The sequence below is a fragment of the Planosporangium flavigriseum genome, from assembly GCF_011947225.1.
Lineage (GTDB): Bacteria > Actinomycetota > Actinomycetes > Mycobacteriales > Micromonosporaceae > Planosporangium > Planosporangium flavigriseum.
In genome coordinates this window covers 131,730-150,149 of record NZ_JAATVW010000003.1, presented here as the reverse complement: position 1 = coordinate 150,149, position 18,420 = coordinate 131,730, and the positions used below count along the sequence as shown (strand labels likewise).

Here is an 18,420-nt window from a genome sequence, read left to right as displayed (position 1 = left end):
TCGACGCATGAGCGACACCGTCCCGACCGCCGTGCCGTTCGTGCCGCCCACCAGGGACCTCGACGCGCTCCGGGCGGCCGCGCAGCAGTGCCGGGGCTGCGACCTGTACAAGGACGCGACCCAGACCGTCTTCGGGGAGGGGCCGCCCGACGCCGAGGTGGCGATGGTCGGCGAGCAGCCCGGTGACATGGAGGACCGGGAGGGCCGGCCGTTCGTCGGCCCGGCCGGAAAGCTCCTCGATCGGGCGATCGCGGAGGCCGGGCTCGACCGCGCGCGGACGTACGTCACCAACGCGGTCTTCTCCGGATAGTTCGTTGATGTTGCCGGTTAGCCTGGCGGCGATGGTCAACGATCTTGCTGGCGACGGGTGGGGGCGGAAGGTTACGCACATCCCAGATGGTGCTTGGGGGTCTTCACGGCTTCTCTGAAAAGTAGGCGTGTTGCCCGTGGTTGACCGCCAGGAATCCGGACTCACGCAGGGCGCTGAGCGGGCTTACGGGGATGGTTTAGCGGCGTCGGGTGAGGCAAGCACACGCGCCGCTACACGGAGGTCATCCACGAAGCCGGCGTAGGCGGCGTCTCGATCGGGACTGCGAAGCACTGCCGACGGGTGGATGGTCGGCACCAGAAGTGCGGTCATGCCCGGTATGTCAGGCGGCCGGTACTCGATGAGGGTTCCACGGGCCTTCGTTGCGCGGAATGACGGTCCGAGGAGCGATCGTCCGGCTATCGCTCCCAAGGTCACGATCACATCCGGTTTGACGACCTTCAGTTCGGCGATCAGCCAGGGTCGGCAGGCGTTTATGTGCCGGACATCAGGCGTGACGCCGATACGGCGGGTGCCGCCGCGAGGGGCCGGCTTCCAACGGAAATGCTTGACTGCGTTCGTCCGATATGCCGAGGCGGGATCGATCCCTGCCTCAGCAAGCGCGCGGTCCAGCAGGCGTCCAGCCGGCCCAACGAATGGCTCACCCCGCTTGTCCTCCACGTCGCCAGGCTGTTCGCCGACGAGCATGATCCGCGCGGGTGTGGGACCACGCCCGAACACCGTCTGTGTCGCTTGCTCGTAGAGGTCGCAGCCGTGACAGCCGCGTGCGGCTTCGGCGAGATCCTCCCGACTGGTGGCGTCAGGCGGCACGAACGCCTCGGCACCCGGATAGTCGCCCCGGTCGGGCATCGAGAGCCTCCCGCAACGTCGTGGGCTCGGATGCCGCGTTCATACCCGCGTATCAAGCAGGGCATGCGGCACGAGCGTAACGGCGGAACACCCCCTTAGAGCGTGTTTGAGAAGGGTGTAAGTCGTGGTGTCGGGCCAGTGCCAGCGGGGTTGCCGGGTGGCCGGGCGGCCGTGTCCGCACCAACAGACCACCGCTATCCTGCGGCCATGTCTGCCCCAGGCCATCGTCCGTTGCTGTTCCTCGACGTTGATGGACCACTCATCCCGTTCGGTGCACCACAGTCGCACTCCGTAGGGCACGCAGCGAACCAGATGCGACCGCTCCTTCCCCAGGCAGGCGCAAACCCCCTACTGAGCAGGCTCGACCCCCGGCACGGATCACGGTTGTCGGCGCTGCCATGTGATCTGGTGTGGGCGACGACATGGATGGCTGACGCTAACGACGTGATTGCCCCGGCGCTCGGCCTGCCCCCATTGCCGGTGGTGGACTGGCCGGACTCCGACGAGGACGGCCCGTTGCACTGGAAGACTCGGACCCTGGTCGACTGGGCGGCCGGATGCTCGTTCGTCTGGGTCGATGACGAGATCACTGATGTAGACCGCGCTTGGGTATCGGCACACCATCACGGCCACGCCCTCCTCCACCGGGTGGATCCGCGCCGTGGCCTCACTGACACCGACTTCGCCGTCATCGCCGACTGGCTGGCACACCTGTAACCGAGCCAGCCACGGGTGCCAACCGCTCCCGCGACAGCGCCGACACGACGATCAGAGCGGCTTCTCAAACACGTTCTTAGTTCCGCCGGGCGGCTCCGGTACTCGTGTCCAACAGGGTGATCGGGCGATCCGGATATTCAGCCGAATAGAGAACATGGATGGGCGGGGTTGATCTTCAGACAGGGCGCAGGTGAGGTCTTCCCTCTCCCGCCTCGCTCAATTCCTTAACGAGGTCCTCGACTTGTCGTTCCAGTCGATCAATCTGAAGAACCGCGACCGCGAGGTTTTCGGCATATTGGCGGACCTGGCCCTCGGCATTGCGTAGTTGCTCGCCGCGCTCGGCATACTTTGCTTGTAGCGCGGCGAGTTCTTCGCGTAGTTCGGTCACCTTCACCGGCTCGGCGTTCAATTCCGCGACGCGCCGCCGGAATTCCGCTTGGAGATCGGTGTGCTTGTGTGTCAGGTGATGACGTTTCAGGCCGGATTCGCGAACCAGCGACATCACCGTGAGCGCCCCGTCCGACTGGCGGGGCTCGCCACGCAGCAGTCGGTCCATCGCCTCCTGGATGGCGACACGTTCCTGCCGTGAGACGGCATCGGGTTCAGGAGTCATTGCGGGCTCCAACGGGTCCTTGGCCTGTGGTCGGTTGTCGCTGGGTGACAGCCGCAGCGGCCTGCTCGTGGGTGGTGATGGCGTCGCGCCATGCCTGGATCTGACGGTCGAGACGGCGCGCGAGGGGTGCTGGCGAGACATCGCGGTCAGCCTCGGCTTCGTGGACGCGCTGCCGTAGGGCCGCGATGTGTCCGTTCGTGCGGGCAGCGTTCGCGCACCCGGTCACGCAGCGGTCTGCGGCTGGGGTCCGCCTCCGCTCGGCAGCCTCCTCGCTGTCGAGGCAGGCTGCTGTCGACGGCTGGAACGCGCAGACGACCAGCGTGTGCGGGACGTCGAAGACTTGCAGGTGCGATAGGCCGCGTAGTCGTGCGAGTTCCCTGTCAGTCCGCTTGACGCCGGCAAACTCGTGACGAACCCGCTCGACGCGAGCCTTCACGGTGTCAGCCGCTGGCCCGGAGATCACTTCGCCGGCGCTAAGCCGTTCGGCGATGGCGTCGATAGTGTCGAGTGCCAGGGCGACCTCCTCAAGGTCGATCACATCGAGCATCCCTGCTTCGGAGCGGCCCGCGTAGCCCTGGCCGGTCACGATGCGCATGTGGCCGTATTGGACCCCGAGCGCGATCTCACCGCCGGGTTGCCGAACGATGTGCCAGGCCAGGGTTCGGCGGAAACGGCTCAGGGTCGGTTTATCGTCGGGGCCGTCCGGGATCGGCGGGTAGCCGTTGATGGCGCTGTGCTCGTTGGCGTGCTGGATGAAGGCCGAGATGCGCTCGTTGCCGCCGTCAACCGTGATGATGTTGCCGATCCGGGTGCCGGTTCGGCCGCTGCGGAGGTGACCGAAGAGGACGTCCTGCCCGGCTTCCTCGGCGAGGCGTTCCAGCGCCTGGATGGCGCGGTAGGCCGGCTCGATCGTCACCCATGGCTGCTCGCGTGGGATTCCGGCGGTGATGTGCCGGCCGGTTTCGTCGCGGACACCCTTGCTGACCTCGCCGTGCACCTCATAGCGACGGGTGCCGTCAGGGTCCTCCACGATCGTGGAGCAGCCGCGACGGAGCGCCATGACCTCGTGTGGGCGCATGCCGGTGAGGTAAGCGATGACCACGAGGCCAGCACCACTGAGCGCCATCCTGTCCGCCTGCTTGAGTGCCGGACTGCTGGTGGCGCGGGCGAGATGACGATCGACGTAGAACATCGCTGCGGTGAGCAGTGGCCCCATCGTCGCGGTGGGGATGGGTTCGGTGCTGTTGTCGCTGCGGGCCGGGACCTCACCGAGGTAGGGGCGCATGCGTCGGCGTGTCCAGGGCGGCTCTGCGAGGCGGTGCCGTGGAGGCAGGGCCTGGCTGTATGCCCAGAGGCGGGAGAGCGCGACGAGGCGGTTGCGCCGACCGGGTTCGCTGGTGGCCGCCGTTTCCCCGAGGGTTGCCCATGCCTCGAAGTGTGACCGGATCACGTGCGACAGATCGGAGACGTTCGGGTGGTTGGCGTGCAGCCACCGGATGAAGGCGCGCCAGTGTCCAACGGTCAGATGCGCAGTGGCTGGACTGGGGTTGTCCACGGTTCCGAGCCGCCCGTCGCCGGTCATGGTGGCCGGGAGATTGAGCATGTGCCAGCAGGCCATGCGCATCGTCTCGCGGAACGGCGCGGGGAAGTCGTTCCAGGCGATGTTGAGACTGCGGGCGGTTCCCGCGTGGTGGAGCAGGTGCAGCGGCCAGACGTCGTCGCCGTAGCGGGGCGGGGTGATCCCGTGCTCGTGGACAGCGGGGGCGAGGTGGTCGTGCGGGAAGGCGGGATGGTCGTGCGGCAGTCCGAGGGTGGACGGCTGCGTTGCTGCGGTGCGGCCAGCGGTCGTGGTCATGCGTCGAACCGCCGGCGCAGCAGAGCGTCGATCATGTCTTGGTCCGTAGTCGTCAGTGAGTCGCGGGCTGCCGCGCGTTCCGCTGAGGCGAAGTGGCTGTCCAGCAGATGTGTCAGACGCTGCCAGTGCGGTGCGTAGTACCGACGCCAGAGGTCTTCACTGACGTTGCCGCGTAGCGCGTCCAGCCGTTCCAGCAGGTAGCAAAGGCGGGGCAGTAGGCGGGGAACCACGACTGCATTGCGGCAGGCGAGGCAGAGTAAGAACGACGCGGTGCAAACCCGGTCGTTATCGAACGGACTGTGCTCGTAGTTAGTGCAGGTCGCAGTAGGGGTGTCCAGGTCCCCGGCATCGATGGACGCGGCAAGGGTGGCGTCGATGCTGTTATCAGCGGTAGCGGGTGTGGCGAGGACGACGGCCTGGGCAGCGTCGAACGCGTGCTGAATGCCTTCGGCGATGAGCGGCTTCTGTGCGGCGCGGACACCGGCATCGTTAAGTCGGTAGATGTTGGCGTTCGTCGCCTCGGTGTGCCCTTGCGCTCGTCCGGTGGTGACGGCGAACCGGCGGAGACCTTGCAGTGTGACGTGCGGGATATCGCCGGGCAGTGACGACAGCCAGGACCGCCAGGCGCGGCTCCACGAGGGCTGGCTCTGGCCATAGGTGGACGTCAGCGGCGGAAGGGAGGCCGATCCCCGGCCCTGCATGCCGCCACGCAGATGGAGGAACAACGCGTCGGCCTCGACGCCGAGTTCGGCGAGTTGGGCACGCGCCGGCGCTGTCGATTCCAGCACGAGGCGCAGCACGTGCGCTGGCGTGTGCCGACTGGTCTCCACGAGATTCGCCGAGCCGAACCGCAGCGCTTGTCGTCGCGGCTTGTCGATCTTCACCCGGAATACGGTGGGTTCGGTGCCGTCCTGGGCGTCCACCCGACTGATGTCGTTGACCGAGAGGTTGCGGATGATGTCAGGGTTGAACCCCTCGGCGAGCGCGAGGACCGCGCAGGCTGCGGCGGCCTCCTCGGCGGTCATGTAGAGCCGGGTGAACACAGCCAGCGACCGTCGGTGACCAGTCAAGCCGCTGACCTCGCTCGCGACAGCGCGCCCTTTCGTGTAACGGGGAACGTCGTGATGTTCGTAGACATGGTGCAGCAGTGCGCCCCACTGGCCATCGGCGCTGTCCGGATCGAGGGCACAGGCCCGATGCTTGTTCAGCAGCGTCCAGCCCTGGCGGACTCGGCGAGCCATTGTCACGACGGTGCGTAGCGCCTCGCGTTGCAGCAGCCGCGCCTGCTCGCTCGTCAGCGACGGCTGAACCTTGGCTTGATACCGCTTCGAGCGACCTTCGACGGCACGAGCGACCTCCGGCTGAAGCGCCCCGGATTCAAGCAGGAGCGCCTTGACGCGCGTCACTCGGGACGCCGTCACCGACGTGGGCTGCGCGAGTACGTACTCGCGCCAATGGGCTACGGTCAGCGACGCGAGCGTTGTCACGGCCGGATGCGCGCCGGTCAGCCATCGCAGGAAGTGCGATAGTCCGTCCCAGGCTCCCTCGACCGTCGAACGCCTGCGCCACGGGCCGCCGACGTCCACGCGGTGCGCGAAGGAAACCGCCAACGGCCCCCACAAGGCGTTACTTCCGGGTAGCCGCGCGAAGTCGTACTGCCCGTTGCTGCTTCCGTCCTCGGCCAGGGCTGACACGACCCACTCGGGGGAGAGTGGGCTGGGCCGGTGGTAGGTCGTGGCAGGCAGCGTGGCCCGAACTCCGCGCGCCGTCATGACGTCGGCTCCTCGGGGACGTCCTGGACCAGACCAGATTCCGAGCCGATGCGCGCGATCACTGCGTCTACCTCAGTCACCGGACTGTCGGCGGCGGCCGTGAGCAGCAGGTCCAATTGCAGGCCACGGACCGGCTCCAAGTAATACTTCCGGGTGGTCTCGACGGACGCGTGCCCGAGCAGGTCACGGACCAGTTCCCAGACGTTGCCGAACAGCCGTTGGTACCGGGTGCGTTCGTCCGCCGTCAGCCCGGTACGGAGAAGGAAAGCCCGCTGGGCTTGCACCAGCATGTGCAGCGCATACGAGTGACGCAGCATGTGGGGCGTCACGTCAAGGTCGACTCCTGCGACCTGGCACCGCCTCGACGCCTGCTCGAACGTCTTGTTCCAGGAATCGACCTCGAACGGAAGGCCGGTCTCGGTCAACCAGAGCCAGAGTGGTTGCCAGCCCTGCGGGGTCTTGCGCAGGAGTCGGGCTCGGATGCCGGCATCCAGCAGGTCCAGGCGCTGTCGAGTCACCCTGCCTTGCTCGTCCTGGTATGTGACCACCCGGTCCTTGCCGCTGCCGACGATGCCGGTGACAACGAGCCGTCCAGGCAGCCGCTCGTAGAGGCCACGCTCGTTCGCGACGTGGACGGCACCGGCGCGCTCGAACCGGATGTAGTCCTCCACGGTGCGTAGATGCGTCCGCTCTAGGTAAAACTTGCGGCGTTTCCGGTACTTTGCGATGCCGGAGGCGACGTCGCCGGACAGCAGCCGTTCCTCTCCCGTCGGCACCGGTATCTCGACATCCAGCAGGGCACCGCCTTCTGCGCGGCGAAGCCCTGTCGCGTAGAGCAGATTGGCGAAGGCGACATTCCGGCTCTGGGTTCGCACCCGGTTGGCCGATCGAGGCATCCCGGCGGCGTCGTAGCCCTCGAACCCCACCCGCTTCCATCGATCGAACGCTCGCCGTGTCAACCACTTCACGTCGTGATGGCCGGCGTTGCGCGGCTGCTGGACCGTCGTCAGGCGCTTCCCTGAGGGGCTGCGGCGCTGGCGGATCGGGCTAGCGTCGATCAGACCCTCAGCCATGGCCCAGCCATAGAGAAGGACAAGCGCCGACAGACCACGCGCAGCGTCGTCGCCGAACACCCGTCCCCGATTGGCGGCCTCTCGCGTACGCCAGTAATGGAAATCCAACGTGTCCTCGACATCGGCGTCTAGCCAATGCTTTCCATTGCAGGCGACATGGAGATATTGGAGCCAAACCCGAATATCGATGGCGTAACTCCGTTTGGTGGTCAGGCTTTTTGGTCTCAACCACCCGCGTGTCGCAAATCTAAGAAGGTCCCGGTCCGGCCACCCGTCAGGGCCGATGAATACAGGGAATCGCTTCTCGCCGAGCATCAGACCGTCTGTTGCTCGTTTCCGATCGCCAGCGCGCCACTCGGGCAAGTCCGCTCCGAGGGTCGAGGGGTTGGCCCAGTGGAGGGTCCACCCGTTGCTGGCGAGATCGTTGATCATCGCTGCCAGGCTAACCGGCAACATCAACAGTGTCCAGAGAAGCGGTCAAGCACTTCAAACACAAGCCGGCGGCGCCGGGCAAGCGCCGCATCCATGAGAGTCCCAACCGGACCGAGATCGTCGCGTGCCGGCCCTGGCTGGTGGCTGAGTTCGAAGTGCTGCATCCGCACGCCGTGGTCGCCCTCGGCGCGGTGGCGGCGAAGGCGCTGCTCGGCCCGTCCTTCCGGGTGACCAAGCAGCGCGGGATCCCGCTGCCGTGGCCTGAGTCCGCGTACCGCCCGGAGGACTTCACCGGCGAGGCGCACGACGACGCGTTCGTGCTGGCGACCATCCACCCGTCGGCGGTGCTGCGCGCGGACGACCGCGAAGCGGCCTACCGGGGCCTCGTGGATGACCTGCGGGTTGTTACCGAGCAGTTGGCATCCGGGCGATAGCATGCCGGTTCCTACACGATTCGGGGAGGGTCGATGAGGAACCGGACGTGGATCGCGGCGCTCGCACTCGCCGGATGCGCTCTGCTGGCCGCCGGCTGCAAGGCCAACGACACGGCGAGCCCAACGGCATCGGGCTCGGCCGGCGCTTCGGCCACGGCGAAGGCGACGCGCGCCGCGGATGAGGTGGTCGCGGCGGCCGAGAAGCTGCGGACCACCAGCTTCAAGTTCTCGGCGACGACCGCCGGCGTCACCGTCGACGGCGCCGCCGACCCGGTGACCAAGACGGCCACGGTGGAGATGGCGGCGTCGATGAGGCTCCTGATGGTCGACGGGCAGATGTACCTGAAGTTCCCGCCCGGCATGCCGGGCGCCGATGCTCTCGGCGGTGGCGACAAGTGGGTGCATCTCGACCCGTCGAAGGTCTCGCCCGACAAGTTGGGCGTGCAGGATCCGACTGACCCGACCGGCGGTTACCACACGCTCAAGACGGCCACGTCGGTGCAGAAGGTCGGTGACCGGCACTACAAGGGGACCCTCGACCTGACGAAGGCTCCTGCCACGGCGGCCAACGCCAAGCGACTGTCACTGATGGGTGATTCGGCGAAGGCGGTTCCCTTCGACGTAACCCTGGACAACGAGGGCCGGTTGTCCACCATGGATATGACCATGAAGATCAACGGCAGTGAGGTCACCGCGCACACGACGTTCTCCGACTTTGGCACCAGGGTGACGGCGACCAGGCCGGCACCGTCCGAGGTCGTCGAGGCGCCCGACCGCCTGTACGGCACCCTCGGCGCCTGACCCTCGCGAAACCCCCGCCGGCACCGTCCCCACCGGAGCGAACGCTTGGACCAGCACCTGTACGAAGCCGACCACGACGAGTTCCGGCAGTTGTGCCGGCAGTTCCTGGCCCGTGAGGCCGCGCCGTACCACGACGAGTGGGAGCGGGCCGGCATCGTCGACCGCGAGGTCTGGCGCAAGGCCGGGGCGGCCGGGCTGCTCGGCATGGACGTCGACCCGGAGTACGGCGGGGGTGGCCAGCGCGACTTCCGGTACAACGCGGTGCTGGACGAGGAGATGGTCGGCGCCGGCCTCACCGGCCTCGGGTTCGGGCTCCACAACGACGTCGTCGCGCCCTACCTGACCGAGCTGACCACACCGGAGCAGCGCAAGCGCTGGCTGCCCGGCTTCTGCTCCGGTGAGCTGATCACGGCGATCGCGATGACCGAGCCGGGCGCCGGCTCCGACCTCGCGGGCGTGCGCACCACGGCGGTGCGTGACGGGGACGAGTACGTCATCAACGGTCAGAAGACGTTCATCACCAACGGCGAGCACGCCGACCTCGTCATCGTCGTCGCGAAGACCGATCCGGCGCGGGGCGCGCACGGCGTGAGCCTGATCGCTGTGGAGCGGGGCGCGCCAGGATTCACGCGTGGTCGGCGGTTGGACAAGGTGGGCCTGAAGGGCAACGACACCGCCGAACTGTTCTTCGATGACTGCCGGGTGCCGGCCGACAACCTCATCGGCGGCGAGAACAAGGGCTTCTACCACCTCATGGGCAACCTGCCCCGGGAGCGCCTCAGCATCGCGGTCTCCGCGGTGGCCGCGGCGGAGCGGATGCTCGCGCTGACCCTGGCCTACGTGACCGAGCGGCAGGCGTTCGGCCAGCCGGTTGGCACCTTCCAGCACAACCGGTTCCTGCTGGCCGAGTTGGACACCGAGGTGACGATCGCGCGTACGTTCCTCAACCACTGCGTCGCCGAGTTCAACGCCGGCCGGCTCACCGCGGTCGACGCGGCCAAGGGCAAGTGGTGGACGACCGAGCTGCAGAACAAGGTCGCCGATCGCTGTGTGCAACTTCACGGTGGGTACGGCTACATGCGCGAGTACCCGATCGCCAAGGCGTGGTTGGACAGTCGGGTCCAGACGATCTACGGCGGCACCACCGAGATCATGAAGGAGATCATCGGACGGTCGCTGGGCCTGTGAGCACAGTGGACATTCCCGCGGTACAGCGGCGCACGGTTTCCCTGCTGTTCGTGACCCAGATGGTCGGTGGCATCGGGGTGGCGATCGGGATCGCCGTCGGGGCGCTGCTCGCCGCTCGGATGGCCGGCACCTGGGTGTCCGGCCTCGCCTCCAGCGCCTCCGTCGTCGGTGGCGCGCTCCTCGCGATCCCGGCCACCTGGCTGATCCGTCTACGGGGCCGCCGGCCGGGCCTGATCTTCGCGTACGCCTGTGGCGTGTGCGGGGCGCTCGTCGTGGTGGCCGCCGCGATGGCCGGTTCGGTGGCGCTGCTGTTCGCCGGGATGGCCCTGTTCGGCGGTGGTACCGCCGCCAACCTCCAGGCCCGCTACGCCGCCGTCGACCTCGCCGAGACCGCGCGTCGCGGTCGGCAGTTGTCGCTGGTCGTATGGGCCACCACCGCCGGCTCGGTGGCCGGCCCCAACCTTGCCCCGCTCGCCGACCGGTACGCCCACCGCATCGGTCTGCCCGAGTACGCCGGCCCGTTCCTGGTCAGCGCCGTCGCGTTCGGCGTCGTCGCGCTCGCGATCACCGTCGCGCTCAGGCCCGACCCGCTGCTCGTCGCGCGTGGGGTGGGGGAGCGGGCTGAGGTCGTACCCTCGGCCGGCCTGCGGGAAGCGGTGCGTGCGGTCCGCGCGGACCCGGCGGCACGGTTGGGTATCTCGGCGGTGGCCGTCGGGCACCTCGTCATGGTCGGCGTCATGTCGATGACTCCGGTGCACATCGGCGAGTACCTGCACGGTGACGTGCTGCGGGTGGTCGGGGGCGTGCTGAGTCTGCACATCGCCGGCATGTACGCGCTGTCACCGCTCGTCGGTTGGCTGACCGATCGGCTGGGGCGGCGTCCGGTGATCCTCGGCGGCGTGGCCACCCTGCTCCTGGCGTGCGCGGTGGCGGGGACCGCCGGGCACCACACGGTGCGGCTCTCGGTGGGGCTGGCGCTGTTGGGGCTGGGCTGGTCGGGCACCATGGTCGCCGGATCGACGTTACTTTCCGAGTCGGTGGGTACGGTGGTCCGACCAGCGGTGCAGGGCCTGTCCGACCTCATCATGGGCTTGTGCGGGGCGGCGGCCGGTGCGCTTTCCGGGCTGGTCGTGCAGTGGTGGGGATACCCGACCCTGGCTCTGCTGGCGGCGATCGCTACGGTGCCGCTGGTCGCCCTGGCAAGCCGGCCGGCGCCGGCCTTGGTGATGTCGGAAGGGAGCTAGAGGGTGCGGCTGACGGACTTCTGGGATCGGCTCGACCAAGTTTTCGGGCCTGGGTACGCGAGGAGTGTCGCCCACGATCAAGTCCTTTCGCAGTTGAATGGCCGCACGATCGAGCAGGCGCTGGCCGCCGGTGAGCAGACCGTCAGGGTCTGGCGGGCCGTGGTGGCCGCCTATCCCGACCGGGTGCCGCCGAAGCTCCGCTGATCGTGGTGGGGGCGCGTACGTGGGCACCGGATCGTGATGTGCGTCGCCCCGCACTGCTCCCTCCCGCCGGGCGCGGCACCTGTGTTCCGTCCCGATTTCTCCTGTTTGTGCCGTAAGTCAAAAAATATCCACCCTCCTGAGCGGGGCCGGTGGGGTGTCGCCCCTTGTCTCGAACACTTGTACGGGTATTGTCCACAGCGGTACAGCGGACGCTCTATCCACAGCTACGGCCTGCCGGCGCGTTTTTGTCAGACCCAGGGCCTAGCGTGTTCGGAGTGACGAAGCGACCGACCACATCCGCGAAGACGGCCAACATAGGGGTGACAAACATGGCAGGCATGCCAGACCGCGAGAAGGCGCTGGGCCTTGCCCTGGCGCAGATCGACAAGCAATTCGGTAAGGGCTCGGTCATGCGGCTGGGCGAGCGGCCGGTCACCCAGATGCAGGTGATCCCCACCGGCTCGATCGCGCTCGACGTGGCGCTGGGCATCGGCGGCCTGCCGAGGGGCCGCGTCATTGAGATCTACGGCCCGGAGTCCAGCGGTAAGACCACCGTCGCACTGCACGCCATCGCCAGCGCGCAGCGCGAGGGCGGCATCGCGGCGTTCATCGACGCCGAGCACGCGCTCGACCCCGACTACGCCAAGGCGCTCGGTGTCGACACCGACGCGATGCTGGTCTCCCAGCCCGACACCGGTGAGCAGGCTCTCGAGATCACCGACATGCTGGTGCGCTCCGGCGCGCTGGACATCATCGTCATCGACTCGGTCGCCGCGCTGGTGCCGCGCGCCGAGATCGAGGGCGAGATGGGCGACAGCCACGTCGGCCTGCAGGCGCGGCTGATGAGCCAGGCGCTGCGGAAGATCACCGGCGCTCTCAACAACTCCGGCACCACGGCGATCTTCATCAACCAGCTCCGCGAGAAGATCGGTGTCATGTTCGGTAGCCCGGAGACCACCACCGGTGGTCGGGCGCTGAAGTTCTACGCCTCGGTGCGCCTGGACGTGCGGCGTATCGAGAGCCTCAAGGACGGCACTGACGTCGTGGGTAACCGCACCCGCGTCAAGGTCGTGAAGAACAAGGTGGCCTCGCCGTTCAAGCAGGCCGAGTTCGACATCATGTACGGCAAGGGCATCTCCCGCGAGGGGTCGCTCATCGACGTCGGGGTCGAGCAGAACATCATCCGCAAGTCCGGTGCGTGGTACACGTACGAGGGCGACCAGCTGGGGCAGGGCAAGGAGAACGCCCGCAACTTCCTCAAGGAGAACCCGGACGTCGCCGCCGAGATCGAAAAGAAGATCCTGGAGAAGCTCGGCGTCGGGGTGAGCTCGGGCGACGCGGCCAGCGCCCCGATCGACATGGCGTCGGTGGACTTCTGAGTATCGGTTGACCGTGGCAGGTCGTCGTTACCGACGCGGCGGGGGTCCCACTGACCCGTCTCAGGGGGACTCCCCGACCGCAAGGTCTACTCGCGGCGGCCGGGGTGCTCCGGCCGCCGATCCCACCCGAGACCCGGCGGAGTTGGCGCGGGAGATCTGTCTGCGCCAACTCGCTGTCCGACCACGTACCCGGGCGGAGTTGGCTACGGCGTTGCACCGCCGTGGCATCGCCGAGGACGTCGTCGACCAGGTGCTCGACCGCTATGACGAGGTCGGCATCATCAACGACGAGGCCTTTGCCCGTGCCTGGGTGACCAGTCGCCACCACGGCAAGGGGCTCGCCCGCCGGGCCCTCGCCGGTGAACTCCGCCGTAAGGGGGTCGACGCGGAAGCGGTCGACGAAGCCCTTGACGAGCTGGATCCCCAGACGGAGGAGGAGACTGCCCGGGCCCTGGTGGCGCGGCGCATGCGGGTCGAGCGAAACGCCGCCCCGGATGCGGCGTTCCGGCGGCTGGTCGGCATGCTGGCGCGCAAGGGTTACCCGGCCGGGCTGGCGATCCGGGTGGTGAAGGACGCGCTCGCCGCGGAGGCGGAGAGTGCGGAGTTCGCCGACGGCATCGATCCCGACGCGCTGGCCGAGGCAGCCGAGCCGGAGCAGTGAGGGCTGCCGAGGCCGCCGAGTGGCTCGTCACACTCCGATCCCGGCGCCCGTTGCATCGGCCGCTATAAATGCGCTGATAGGCACTGATTTTTGGGCGGCCGGCCGACCTTCAATCGCTCGCGACCAGGACACTCGGTCGTCAGACGGTCACGTGCACGGTACGTCCCGCTCCGAGTCTGATCATGACTCCTTGACCGAAGCGCCCTCTACGACCTAGCCTTCGCCTTACTGGAGGAGAGCGCCCACCACCGCGGGTTCAACCGCACAACATAGATCTGATTACAGATCAGCAACGTTTTGCTATGCATATGGGTAGATATGGCGGGTTCGGCCTGGTCGCGCCGACGCCTGCCAACACATATACCGCTCGCGATGCCCGCCAGGCGCCGCGGGACGGACCTTACGAGGCCCACCGCGGACTCGGGCATCTCCTAAACCGGTATACGGCGCGCTGATCGATCGGCGCCGACGGGGAGGGGAGGCCATGCAACCGGCAGAGATCCTGCTTGTGTTGGTTGTCGCGGTCGTAGCCGTCCTCCTGGCGATCCTCGTCGTCGTCGGCCTGAAGGTCATGCGCCGGCTCCAGGAAGCGCCGAAGGCAGCGGAAAACGGCGAGGCAAACGCCGCCTACCTGGCGGAGAAGGACCGGCACGAGAACTCGCTGACGTCGCTGCGCAGCGCCGCGGAAGAGGCGGCGCGGGCGGTCGACGAGGCGCGGGCGGCGGCCGCTGCTGCGCGTACCGAAGCCGCGGCGGCGAAGGCGGAGGCGAGCGCGGCCCGGGCAGATGCCCGTCGGATTCTCGACGCCGCGCGGGCGGAGGCCGAAGCCGTGCTCGACCGGGCGCACCGGCAGGCCGAGCACGATGCCGAGCAGGCGCGGGTGGCGGCGCGCCGCGCCGGAGAGCGCGAGGTCGCGCAGCTCACCGCCGCCGCGAAGGAGCAGACGCAGGACGCCGAGCGGCGCCAACGGCGCCTCGACGAGCGGGAGCGCCTCCTCGCGGAGGAGGCCGAACGGCTGGCCGAACGGGATCGCCGGATCACCACCACCGAGGCCGACCTGTCCGACCGCGAGACTGCGCTGGTCGAGCGGGAAGCCGTCCTGGTGGAGGTCGAGGAGCACCGCCGGCGCGAGCTGGAGCGAATCGCCGGCCTGACCGCCGACGCCGCCCGAGCCGAACTCATCGAGGCCATCGAGGGGCAGGCCAAGCGCGAGGCTGCGCTGCTGGTACGCGACATCGAGCACGACGCGCGGTCCACCGCCGAGCAGCGGGCCCGTCACATCGTCGTGGACGCCATACAGCGGGTCGCGAGCGAGCAGACCGCCGAGAGTGTCGTCAGCGTGCTCCACCTGCCCAGCGACGAGATGAAGGGCCGGATCATCGGCCGGGAAGGCCGCAACATCCGCGCGTTCGAGTCGGTGACCGGGGTCAACCTGATCATCGATGACACGCCGGAGGCGGTGCTGCTGTCCTGCTTCGACCCGGTACGGCGGGAGATCGGCCGACTGACGCTGGAGAAGCTCGTCCTCGACGGCCGGATCCACCCGCACCGCATCGAGGAGGTGTTCGACCTCGCCAAACACGAGGTCGAGCGGCTGTGTCAGCGGGCCGCCGAGGACGCGCTGGTCGAGGTGGGCATCACCGACCTGCACCCGGAGCTGGTGAAGCTGCTCGGCCGGTTGCGCTACCGGACCAGCTACGGCCAGAACGTGCTCAAGCACCTGGTGGAGACCGCGCACATAGCCGGCATCATGGCCGCGGAGCTCGGCCTGGAGCCTGCCCTGATCAAGCGCGGTGCGTTCCTGCACGACATCGGCAAGGCGCTCACCCACGAGGTCGAGGGCAGTCACGCGCTGATCGGAGCGGACCTGGCGCGCAAGTACGGGGAGTCCGACGACGTCGTCCACGCGATCGAGGCCCACCACAACGAGGTGCTCCCGCAGACCATCGAGGCGGTCCTGACGCAGGCCTCGGATGCCTGCTCCGGTGGGCGGCCCGGCGCGCGGCGCGAGAGCCTCGAAGCTTACGTGAAGCGCCTGGAGCGCATCGAGGAGATCGCCGGTGGCAAGGCCGGCGTGGAGAAGGTCTTCGCCATGCAGGCCGGGCGGGAGATCCGGGTGATGGTCCGCCCGGACGATGTCGACGACATCGGTGCCGCAGTGCTGGCCCGCGATGTGGCCAAGCAGATCGAGGAGGAGCTGACCTACCCCGGTCAGATTCGGGTGACGGTCGTGCGCGAGTCCCGGGTCACCGAGATCGCCCGGTAGAAACTTCCGCGGTCTTGGACACTCGGCGGGGTTATAAGGCCCGCCAAGTGTCCAAGACCGCGTAGAACGGGCTAGACGGTCGCGCCGGCGGTGGAGGCGTTGCCCTGGTCGACCGGGACCGGCTTCGCCGCGGTCCGCCGGCTGCGGCCCATCCGCTTCTGTAGCCAGTACGCGAACGCCGACAGCGCGCCGCAGATCCCGATGTAGATCGCCGCGACGACCAGGTACGAGACGACGTACGGGAAGTCGAAGGAGCCCCGGCCGCCGATCTGCTTGGCGACGTACAGCAGCTCGGGGTACGTGATGATGAACCCGAGCGCGGTGTCCTTGAGCAGCACCACGAGCTGGCTCACGATCGCGGGCAGCATCGCCCGGACTGCCTGCGGCAGCAGGACGGACGTCATCACCTGGCTCTTGCGCAGGCCGATCGCGTACGCCGCCTCGGACTGGCCGCGCGGCACCGCCAGGATGCCGGCCCGGAAGATCTCGGCGAGCACCGAGCCGTTGTAGAGGGTGAGGCCGAAGACCAGCGCCCACAGCGTGGGCAGGTGCATCTTGTACTGCAGCGGTACATAGTAGAAGAAGAAGATCAGGATGAGCAGCGGGATCGCGCGGAACAGCTCGACGATCCACGCCGCCGGTACCCGGATCACCGCGTGGTCGCTCAGCCGTGCCGCGGCGAACACCGCGCCGAAGACCAGCGCCAGCACGGTGGCGATCGCGGCGGCCTTCAGCGTGGCGAGCAGGCCGTTGGCCAGTTCCTGCTGCACGGCCGTGTACTGGAACTGGGTCGTCCGTAGGGTGCTGAACTGGTCGGTGGCGATGAAACGCGAGACGACGTAGACCGCCACGGCGACCACGGCGACTGCTGTCACCACTCCGATGACCAGGTTGCGGGCGCGCGCCCGTGGTCCCGGCAGGTCGTACAGGATGTTGCTCATCGCGTTACCGCCCACTTGCGCTCCATCCTGTGCTGCAGCACCACCAGCGGGGCGATCAGCACCAGGAAGCCGATGGTGATCCAGATCAGGGTGGCGAACTGGTTCTCGCCCCGCTCAGCCATGTACGCCGGGATCGCGCCCGCCTCGAGCACCGAGAAGCCTGCCGCGATCGTGGTGTTCTTCAGCATGGCGATCATGACGCTCATCAACGGCGGCACGATGGACCGGAACGCCTGCGGGAGCACGATCTGCCCGAGCACCTGCCCGAACGTCATGCCAAGCGCGCGGGCGGCCTCGGCCTGGCCGGACGCAACCGTGTTGATGCCGGAGCGCACCACCTCGCACACGAACGCCGACGTGTAGGCGATCAACGCGATGCACGCGCTGGGAAAGTAGTCGATGGGGATGTCGAGCTTGGGGACGGCGAAGACCAGGAACGCGAACAGCAGGGTCAGCGGGGTGTTGCGCACGGTCTGGACGTAGGCCGTACCCACCGCCCGCAGGATTGGCACCGGCGAGACCCGGGCGCCGGCGAGCAGCGTGCCCAGTACCAGGCTGCCGACGGCGGCGATCAGGAAGAGCTCGACCGTGGTCTTGAAGCCTTCCCAGAAGAGTGGGCCGTTGTCGGTGAGCGTGTGGAGAAAGCTGTTCATGCGAACCTCACGTACGTCGCACCCGGTGGCCGCGTTGCGCGGCCACCGGGTGCGAATCGACGGGTCAGTACCGCTCGAGCTGCGGCGCGGTCGCCGACGAGCCGGACTTGCCCAGGGTGCCGTCGTAGATCTTCTGCCAGGTGCCGTCCTTCTCGGCGGCCTCCAGCGCGTTGTTGACGTAGTCGCGCAGCGCCTTGTCGTCGTGCGGCAGGCCGATGCCGTACTTCTCGGTGCTGAACGGCTGGCCGACGACCTTGAGCTTGCTCGGGTTCTGCGCCGCGTAGCCCTTGAGGATGGCGTCGTCGGTGGTGACCGCGTCGACCCGCTTGTCGAGCAGCTGCGACACGCACTCCGAGTAGGTCTTGAACTCGGAGATGTTGCTGTCCTCGGTCAGCTTCAGGTCGCGCACCCGCTGCAGCGGCGTGGAGCCGGTCGCGGAGCAGACCTTCTTGCCCTTCAGCGAGTCCTTGCCGGTGATCGAGTTGTCGTCCTTGCGGACCAGTAGGTCCTGGCCGGCGATGAAGTACGGCCCGGCGAAGGAGACGTCGTTCTTGCGCTTGTCGGTGATCGAGTAGGTGCCGACGTAGTAGTCGATCTCACCGCCCTTGATCGCGGTCTCCCGGTTGGCGGACGGGATCTCCTTGTACTCGATCTTGTCCTTGGCGACGCCGAGCTTCGCCGCGATCAGCTGGGCGATCTCGACGTCGAACCCGCAGCGCTGGCCGCTGGCGTCCTTGTAGCCCAGGTTGGGCTGGTCGGCCTTGACACCGATGGTGACCTTGCCCGCCGTCTTGATCTTGTCGAAGGTCGGGCTGCCGGTGATCGCCGCGTTCGTGGCCGGGGTGAGGGTCACGCCGGACGAGGAGCACTGGTCGCCGGTTGCCGCGCCGCTGCTCGCGCCGTTGCCGGGCGTCGCGGTGGGCGTGCCCGACTTGCCGCACGCCGCCAGGCCGAAGCCCAGCGTCGCGACCGTCGCGACCAAGGCGAGACGGTTAACTCGCATTCGATGT

18 protein-coding genes are annotated in these 18,420 nt (G+C 68.0%); 10 read left to right on the top strand and 8 right to left on the bottom strand.

Annotation, left to right across the window (positions count from 1 at the left end; all coding sequences use genetic code 11):
• The first annotated feature begins 7 nt into the window (after positions 1 to 7).
• Positions 8 to 310, top strand: coding sequence for a uracil-DNA glycosylase family protein (locus HC028_RS05790; RefSeq protein ID WP_168073690.1), 303 nt, complete (start codon positions 8 to 10; stop codon positions 308 to 310).
• A 183-nt stretch (positions 311 to 493) separates the two neighbouring features.
• Here HC028_RS05790 and HC028_RS05785 read toward each other — a convergent pair whose 3' ends face one another.
• Positions 494 to 1,177 carry a UdgX family uracil-DNA binding protein gene (locus tag HC028_RS05785; RefSeq protein ID WP_168073688.1) on the bottom strand — a complete coding sequence of 228 codons (684 nt, stop codon included), beginning with the start codon at positions 1,175 to 1,177 and terminating at the stop codon, positions 494 to 496.
• 207 nt (positions 1,178 to 1,384) lie between these two features.
• Here HC028_RS05785 and HC028_RS05780 point away from each other — a divergent pair, with 207 nt between their 5' ends.
• Positions 1,385 to 1,894: an HAD domain-containing protein gene (locus tag HC028_RS05780; protein WP_168073686.1), complete on the top strand. Its 510-nt coding sequence runs from the start codon at positions 1,385 to 1,387 to the stop codon at positions 1,892 to 1,894.
• Between the two features lie 175 nt (positions 1,895 to 2,069).
• On the opposite strand, the gene HC028_RS05775 is transcribed toward HC028_RS05780, so the two are convergent.
• From HC028_RS05775 to HC028_RS05760, 4 genes are all read right to left on the bottom strand, one after another.
• A complete protein-coding gene (locus tag HC028_RS05775; protein WP_168073684.1) occupies positions 2,070 to 2,507 on the bottom strand; it encodes a hypothetical protein in 438 nt (145 codons plus the stop codon).
• A complete protein-coding gene (locus tag HC028_RS05770; RefSeq protein WP_168073682.1) occupies positions 2,497 to 4,089 on the bottom strand; it encodes a hypothetical protein in 1,593 nt (530 codons plus the stop codon). Before HC028_RS05770 ends, HC028_RS05775 begins: the two co-directional genes overlap by 11 nt.
• A gap of 269 nt (positions 4,090 to 4,358) precedes the next feature.
• Entirely contained in the window at positions 4,359 to 6,134 is a 1,776-nt protein-coding gene (locus HC028_RS05765) for a hypothetical protein (RefSeq protein ID WP_168073680.1), read from the bottom strand.
• Entirely contained in the window at positions 6,131 to 7,639 is a 1,509-nt protein-coding gene (locus tag HC028_RS05760) for a tyrosine-type recombinase/integrase (protein ID WP_168073678.1), read from the bottom strand. The genes HC028_RS05765 and HC028_RS05760 overlap by 4 nt, the downstream gene beginning before the upstream one ends.
• A 29-nt stretch (positions 7,640 to 7,668) precedes the next feature.
• Here HC028_RS05760 and HC028_RS05755 point away from each other — a divergent pair, with 29 nt between their 5' ends.
• From HC028_RS05755 to rny, 8 genes are all read left to right on the top strand, one after another.
• Positions 7,669 to 8,073: a uracil-DNA glycosylase family protein gene (locus HC028_RS05755; RefSeq protein WP_168073676.1), complete on the top strand. Its 405-nt coding sequence runs from the start codon at positions 7,669 to 7,671 to the stop codon at positions 8,071 to 8,073.
• A gap of 33 nt (positions 8,074 to 8,106) precedes the next feature.
• Positions 8,107 to 8,874: an SCO4651 family lipoprotein gene (locus HC028_RS05750; RefSeq protein ID WP_168073674.1), complete on the top strand. Its 768-nt coding sequence runs from the start codon at positions 8,107 to 8,109 to the stop codon at positions 8,872 to 8,874.
• A 45-nt stretch (positions 8,875 to 8,919) separates the two neighbouring features.
• The gene (locus tag HC028_RS05745; RefSeq protein WP_168073672.1) at positions 8,920 to 10,062 is read left to right on the top strand and encodes an acyl-CoA dehydrogenase family protein; all 1,143 of its coding nucleotides are present in this window, start codon (positions 8,920 to 8,922) and stop codon (positions 10,060 to 10,062) included.
• Positions 10,059 to 11,306 carry an MFS transporter gene (locus tag HC028_RS05740; RefSeq protein ID WP_373313860.1) on the top strand — a complete coding sequence of 416 codons (1,248 nt, stop codon included), beginning with the start codon at positions 10,059 to 10,061 and terminating at the stop codon, positions 11,304 to 11,306. The genes HC028_RS05745 and HC028_RS05740 overlap by 4 nt, the downstream gene beginning before the upstream one ends.
• 3 nt (positions 11,307 to 11,309) lie before the next feature.
• Positions 11,310 to 11,510 carry a DUF3046 domain-containing protein gene (locus HC028_RS05735; protein WP_168073670.1) on the top strand — a complete coding sequence of 67 codons (201 nt, stop codon included), beginning with the start codon at positions 11,310 to 11,312 and terminating at the stop codon, positions 11,508 to 11,510.
• A gap of 329 nt (positions 11,511 to 11,839) precedes the next feature.
• Complete coding sequence (gene recA / locus HC028_RS05730) at positions 11,840 to 12,889, top strand: recombinase RecA (protein WP_168073668.1); 1,050 nt, start codon at positions 11,840 to 11,842, stop codon at positions 12,887 to 12,889.
• 13 nt (positions 12,890 to 12,902) lie between these two features.
• A complete protein-coding gene (locus HC028_RS05725) occupies positions 12,903 to 13,550 on the top strand; it encodes a regulatory protein RecX (protein ID WP_373313859.1) in 648 nt (215 codons plus the stop codon).
• Positions 13,551 to 14,121: 571 nt separating this feature from the next.
• Entirely contained in the window at positions 14,122 to 15,816 is a 1,695-nt protein-coding gene (rny, locus tag HC028_RS05720) for a ribonuclease Y (RefSeq protein WP_373313869.1), read from the top strand.
• 71 nt (positions 15,817 to 15,887) lie between these two features.
• Here the strand turns inward: rny and HC028_RS05715 are convergent, their stop codons facing one another.
• From HC028_RS05715 to HC028_RS05705, 3 genes are all read right to left on the bottom strand, one after another.
• A complete protein-coding gene (locus HC028_RS05715) occupies positions 15,888 to 16,757 on the bottom strand; it encodes an amino acid ABC transporter permease (protein ID WP_168074199.1) in 870 nt (289 codons plus the stop codon).
• Positions 16,754 to 17,410, bottom strand: coding sequence for an amino acid ABC transporter permease (locus HC028_RS05710; RefSeq protein WP_168073662.1), 657 nt, complete (start codon positions 17,408 to 17,410; stop codon positions 16,754 to 16,756). Before HC028_RS05710 ends, HC028_RS05715 begins: the two co-directional genes overlap by 4 nt.
• A 64-nt stretch (positions 17,411 to 17,474) precedes the next feature.
• Positions 17,475 to 18,413 (bottom strand): glutamate ABC transporter substrate-binding protein, encoded by a 939-nt coding sequence (locus HC028_RS05705; protein ID WP_168073660.1) that lies wholly within the window; start codon positions 18,411 to 18,413, stop codon positions 17,475 to 17,477.
• Between the last annotated feature and the right edge of the window lie 7 nt (positions 18,414 to 18,420).

Coding starts and splice junctions, on each gene's coding strand:
- HC028_RS05790 (WP_168073690.1), top strand. CDS start 8: ATGAGCGACACCGTCCCGACCGCCGTGCCGTTCGTGCCGCCCACCAGG.
- HC028_RS05785 (WP_168073688.1), bottom strand. CDS start 1,177: ATGCCCGACCGGGGCGACTATCCGGGTGCCGAGGCGTTCGTGCCGCCT.
- HC028_RS05780 (WP_168073686.1), top strand. CDS start 1,385: ATGTCTGCCCCAGGCCATCGTCCGTTGCTGTTCCTCGACGTTGATGGA.
- HC028_RS05775 (WP_168073684.1), bottom strand. CDS start 2,507: ATGACTCCTGAACCCGATGCCGTCTCACGGCAGGAACGTGTCGCCATC.
- HC028_RS05770 (WP_168073682.1), bottom strand. CDS start 4,089: ATGACCGGCGACGGGCGGCTCGGAACCGTGGACAACCCCAGTCCAGCC.
- HC028_RS05765 (WP_168073680.1), bottom strand. CDS start 6,134: ATGACGGCGCGCGGAGTTCGGGCCACGCTGCCTGCCACGACCTACCAC.
- HC028_RS05760 (WP_168073678.1), bottom strand. CDS start 7,639: ATGATCAACGATCTCGCCAGCAACGGGTGGACCCTCCACTGGGCCAAC.
- HC028_RS05750 (WP_168073674.1), top strand. CDS start 8,107: ATGAGGAACCGGACGTGGATCGCGGCGCTCGCACTCGCCGGATGCGCT.
- recA (WP_168073668.1), top strand. CDS start 11,840: ATGGCAGGCATGCCAGACCGCGAGAAGGCGCTGGGCCTTGCCCTGGCG.
- rny (WP_373313869.1), top strand. CDS start 14,122: ATGCGCCGGCTCCAGGAAGCGCCGAAGGCAGCGGAAAACGGCGAGGCA.
- HC028_RS05715 (WP_168074199.1), bottom strand. CDS start 16,757: ATGAGCAACATCCTGTACGACCTGCCGGGACCACGGGCGCGCGCCCGC.
- HC028_RS05710 (WP_168073662.1), bottom strand. CDS start 17,410: ATGAACAGCTTTCTCCACACGCTCACCGACAACGGCCCACTCTTCTGG.
- HC028_RS05705 (WP_168073660.1), bottom strand. CDS start 18,413: ATGCGAGTTAACCGTCTCGCCTTGGTCGCGACGGTCGCGACGCTGGGC.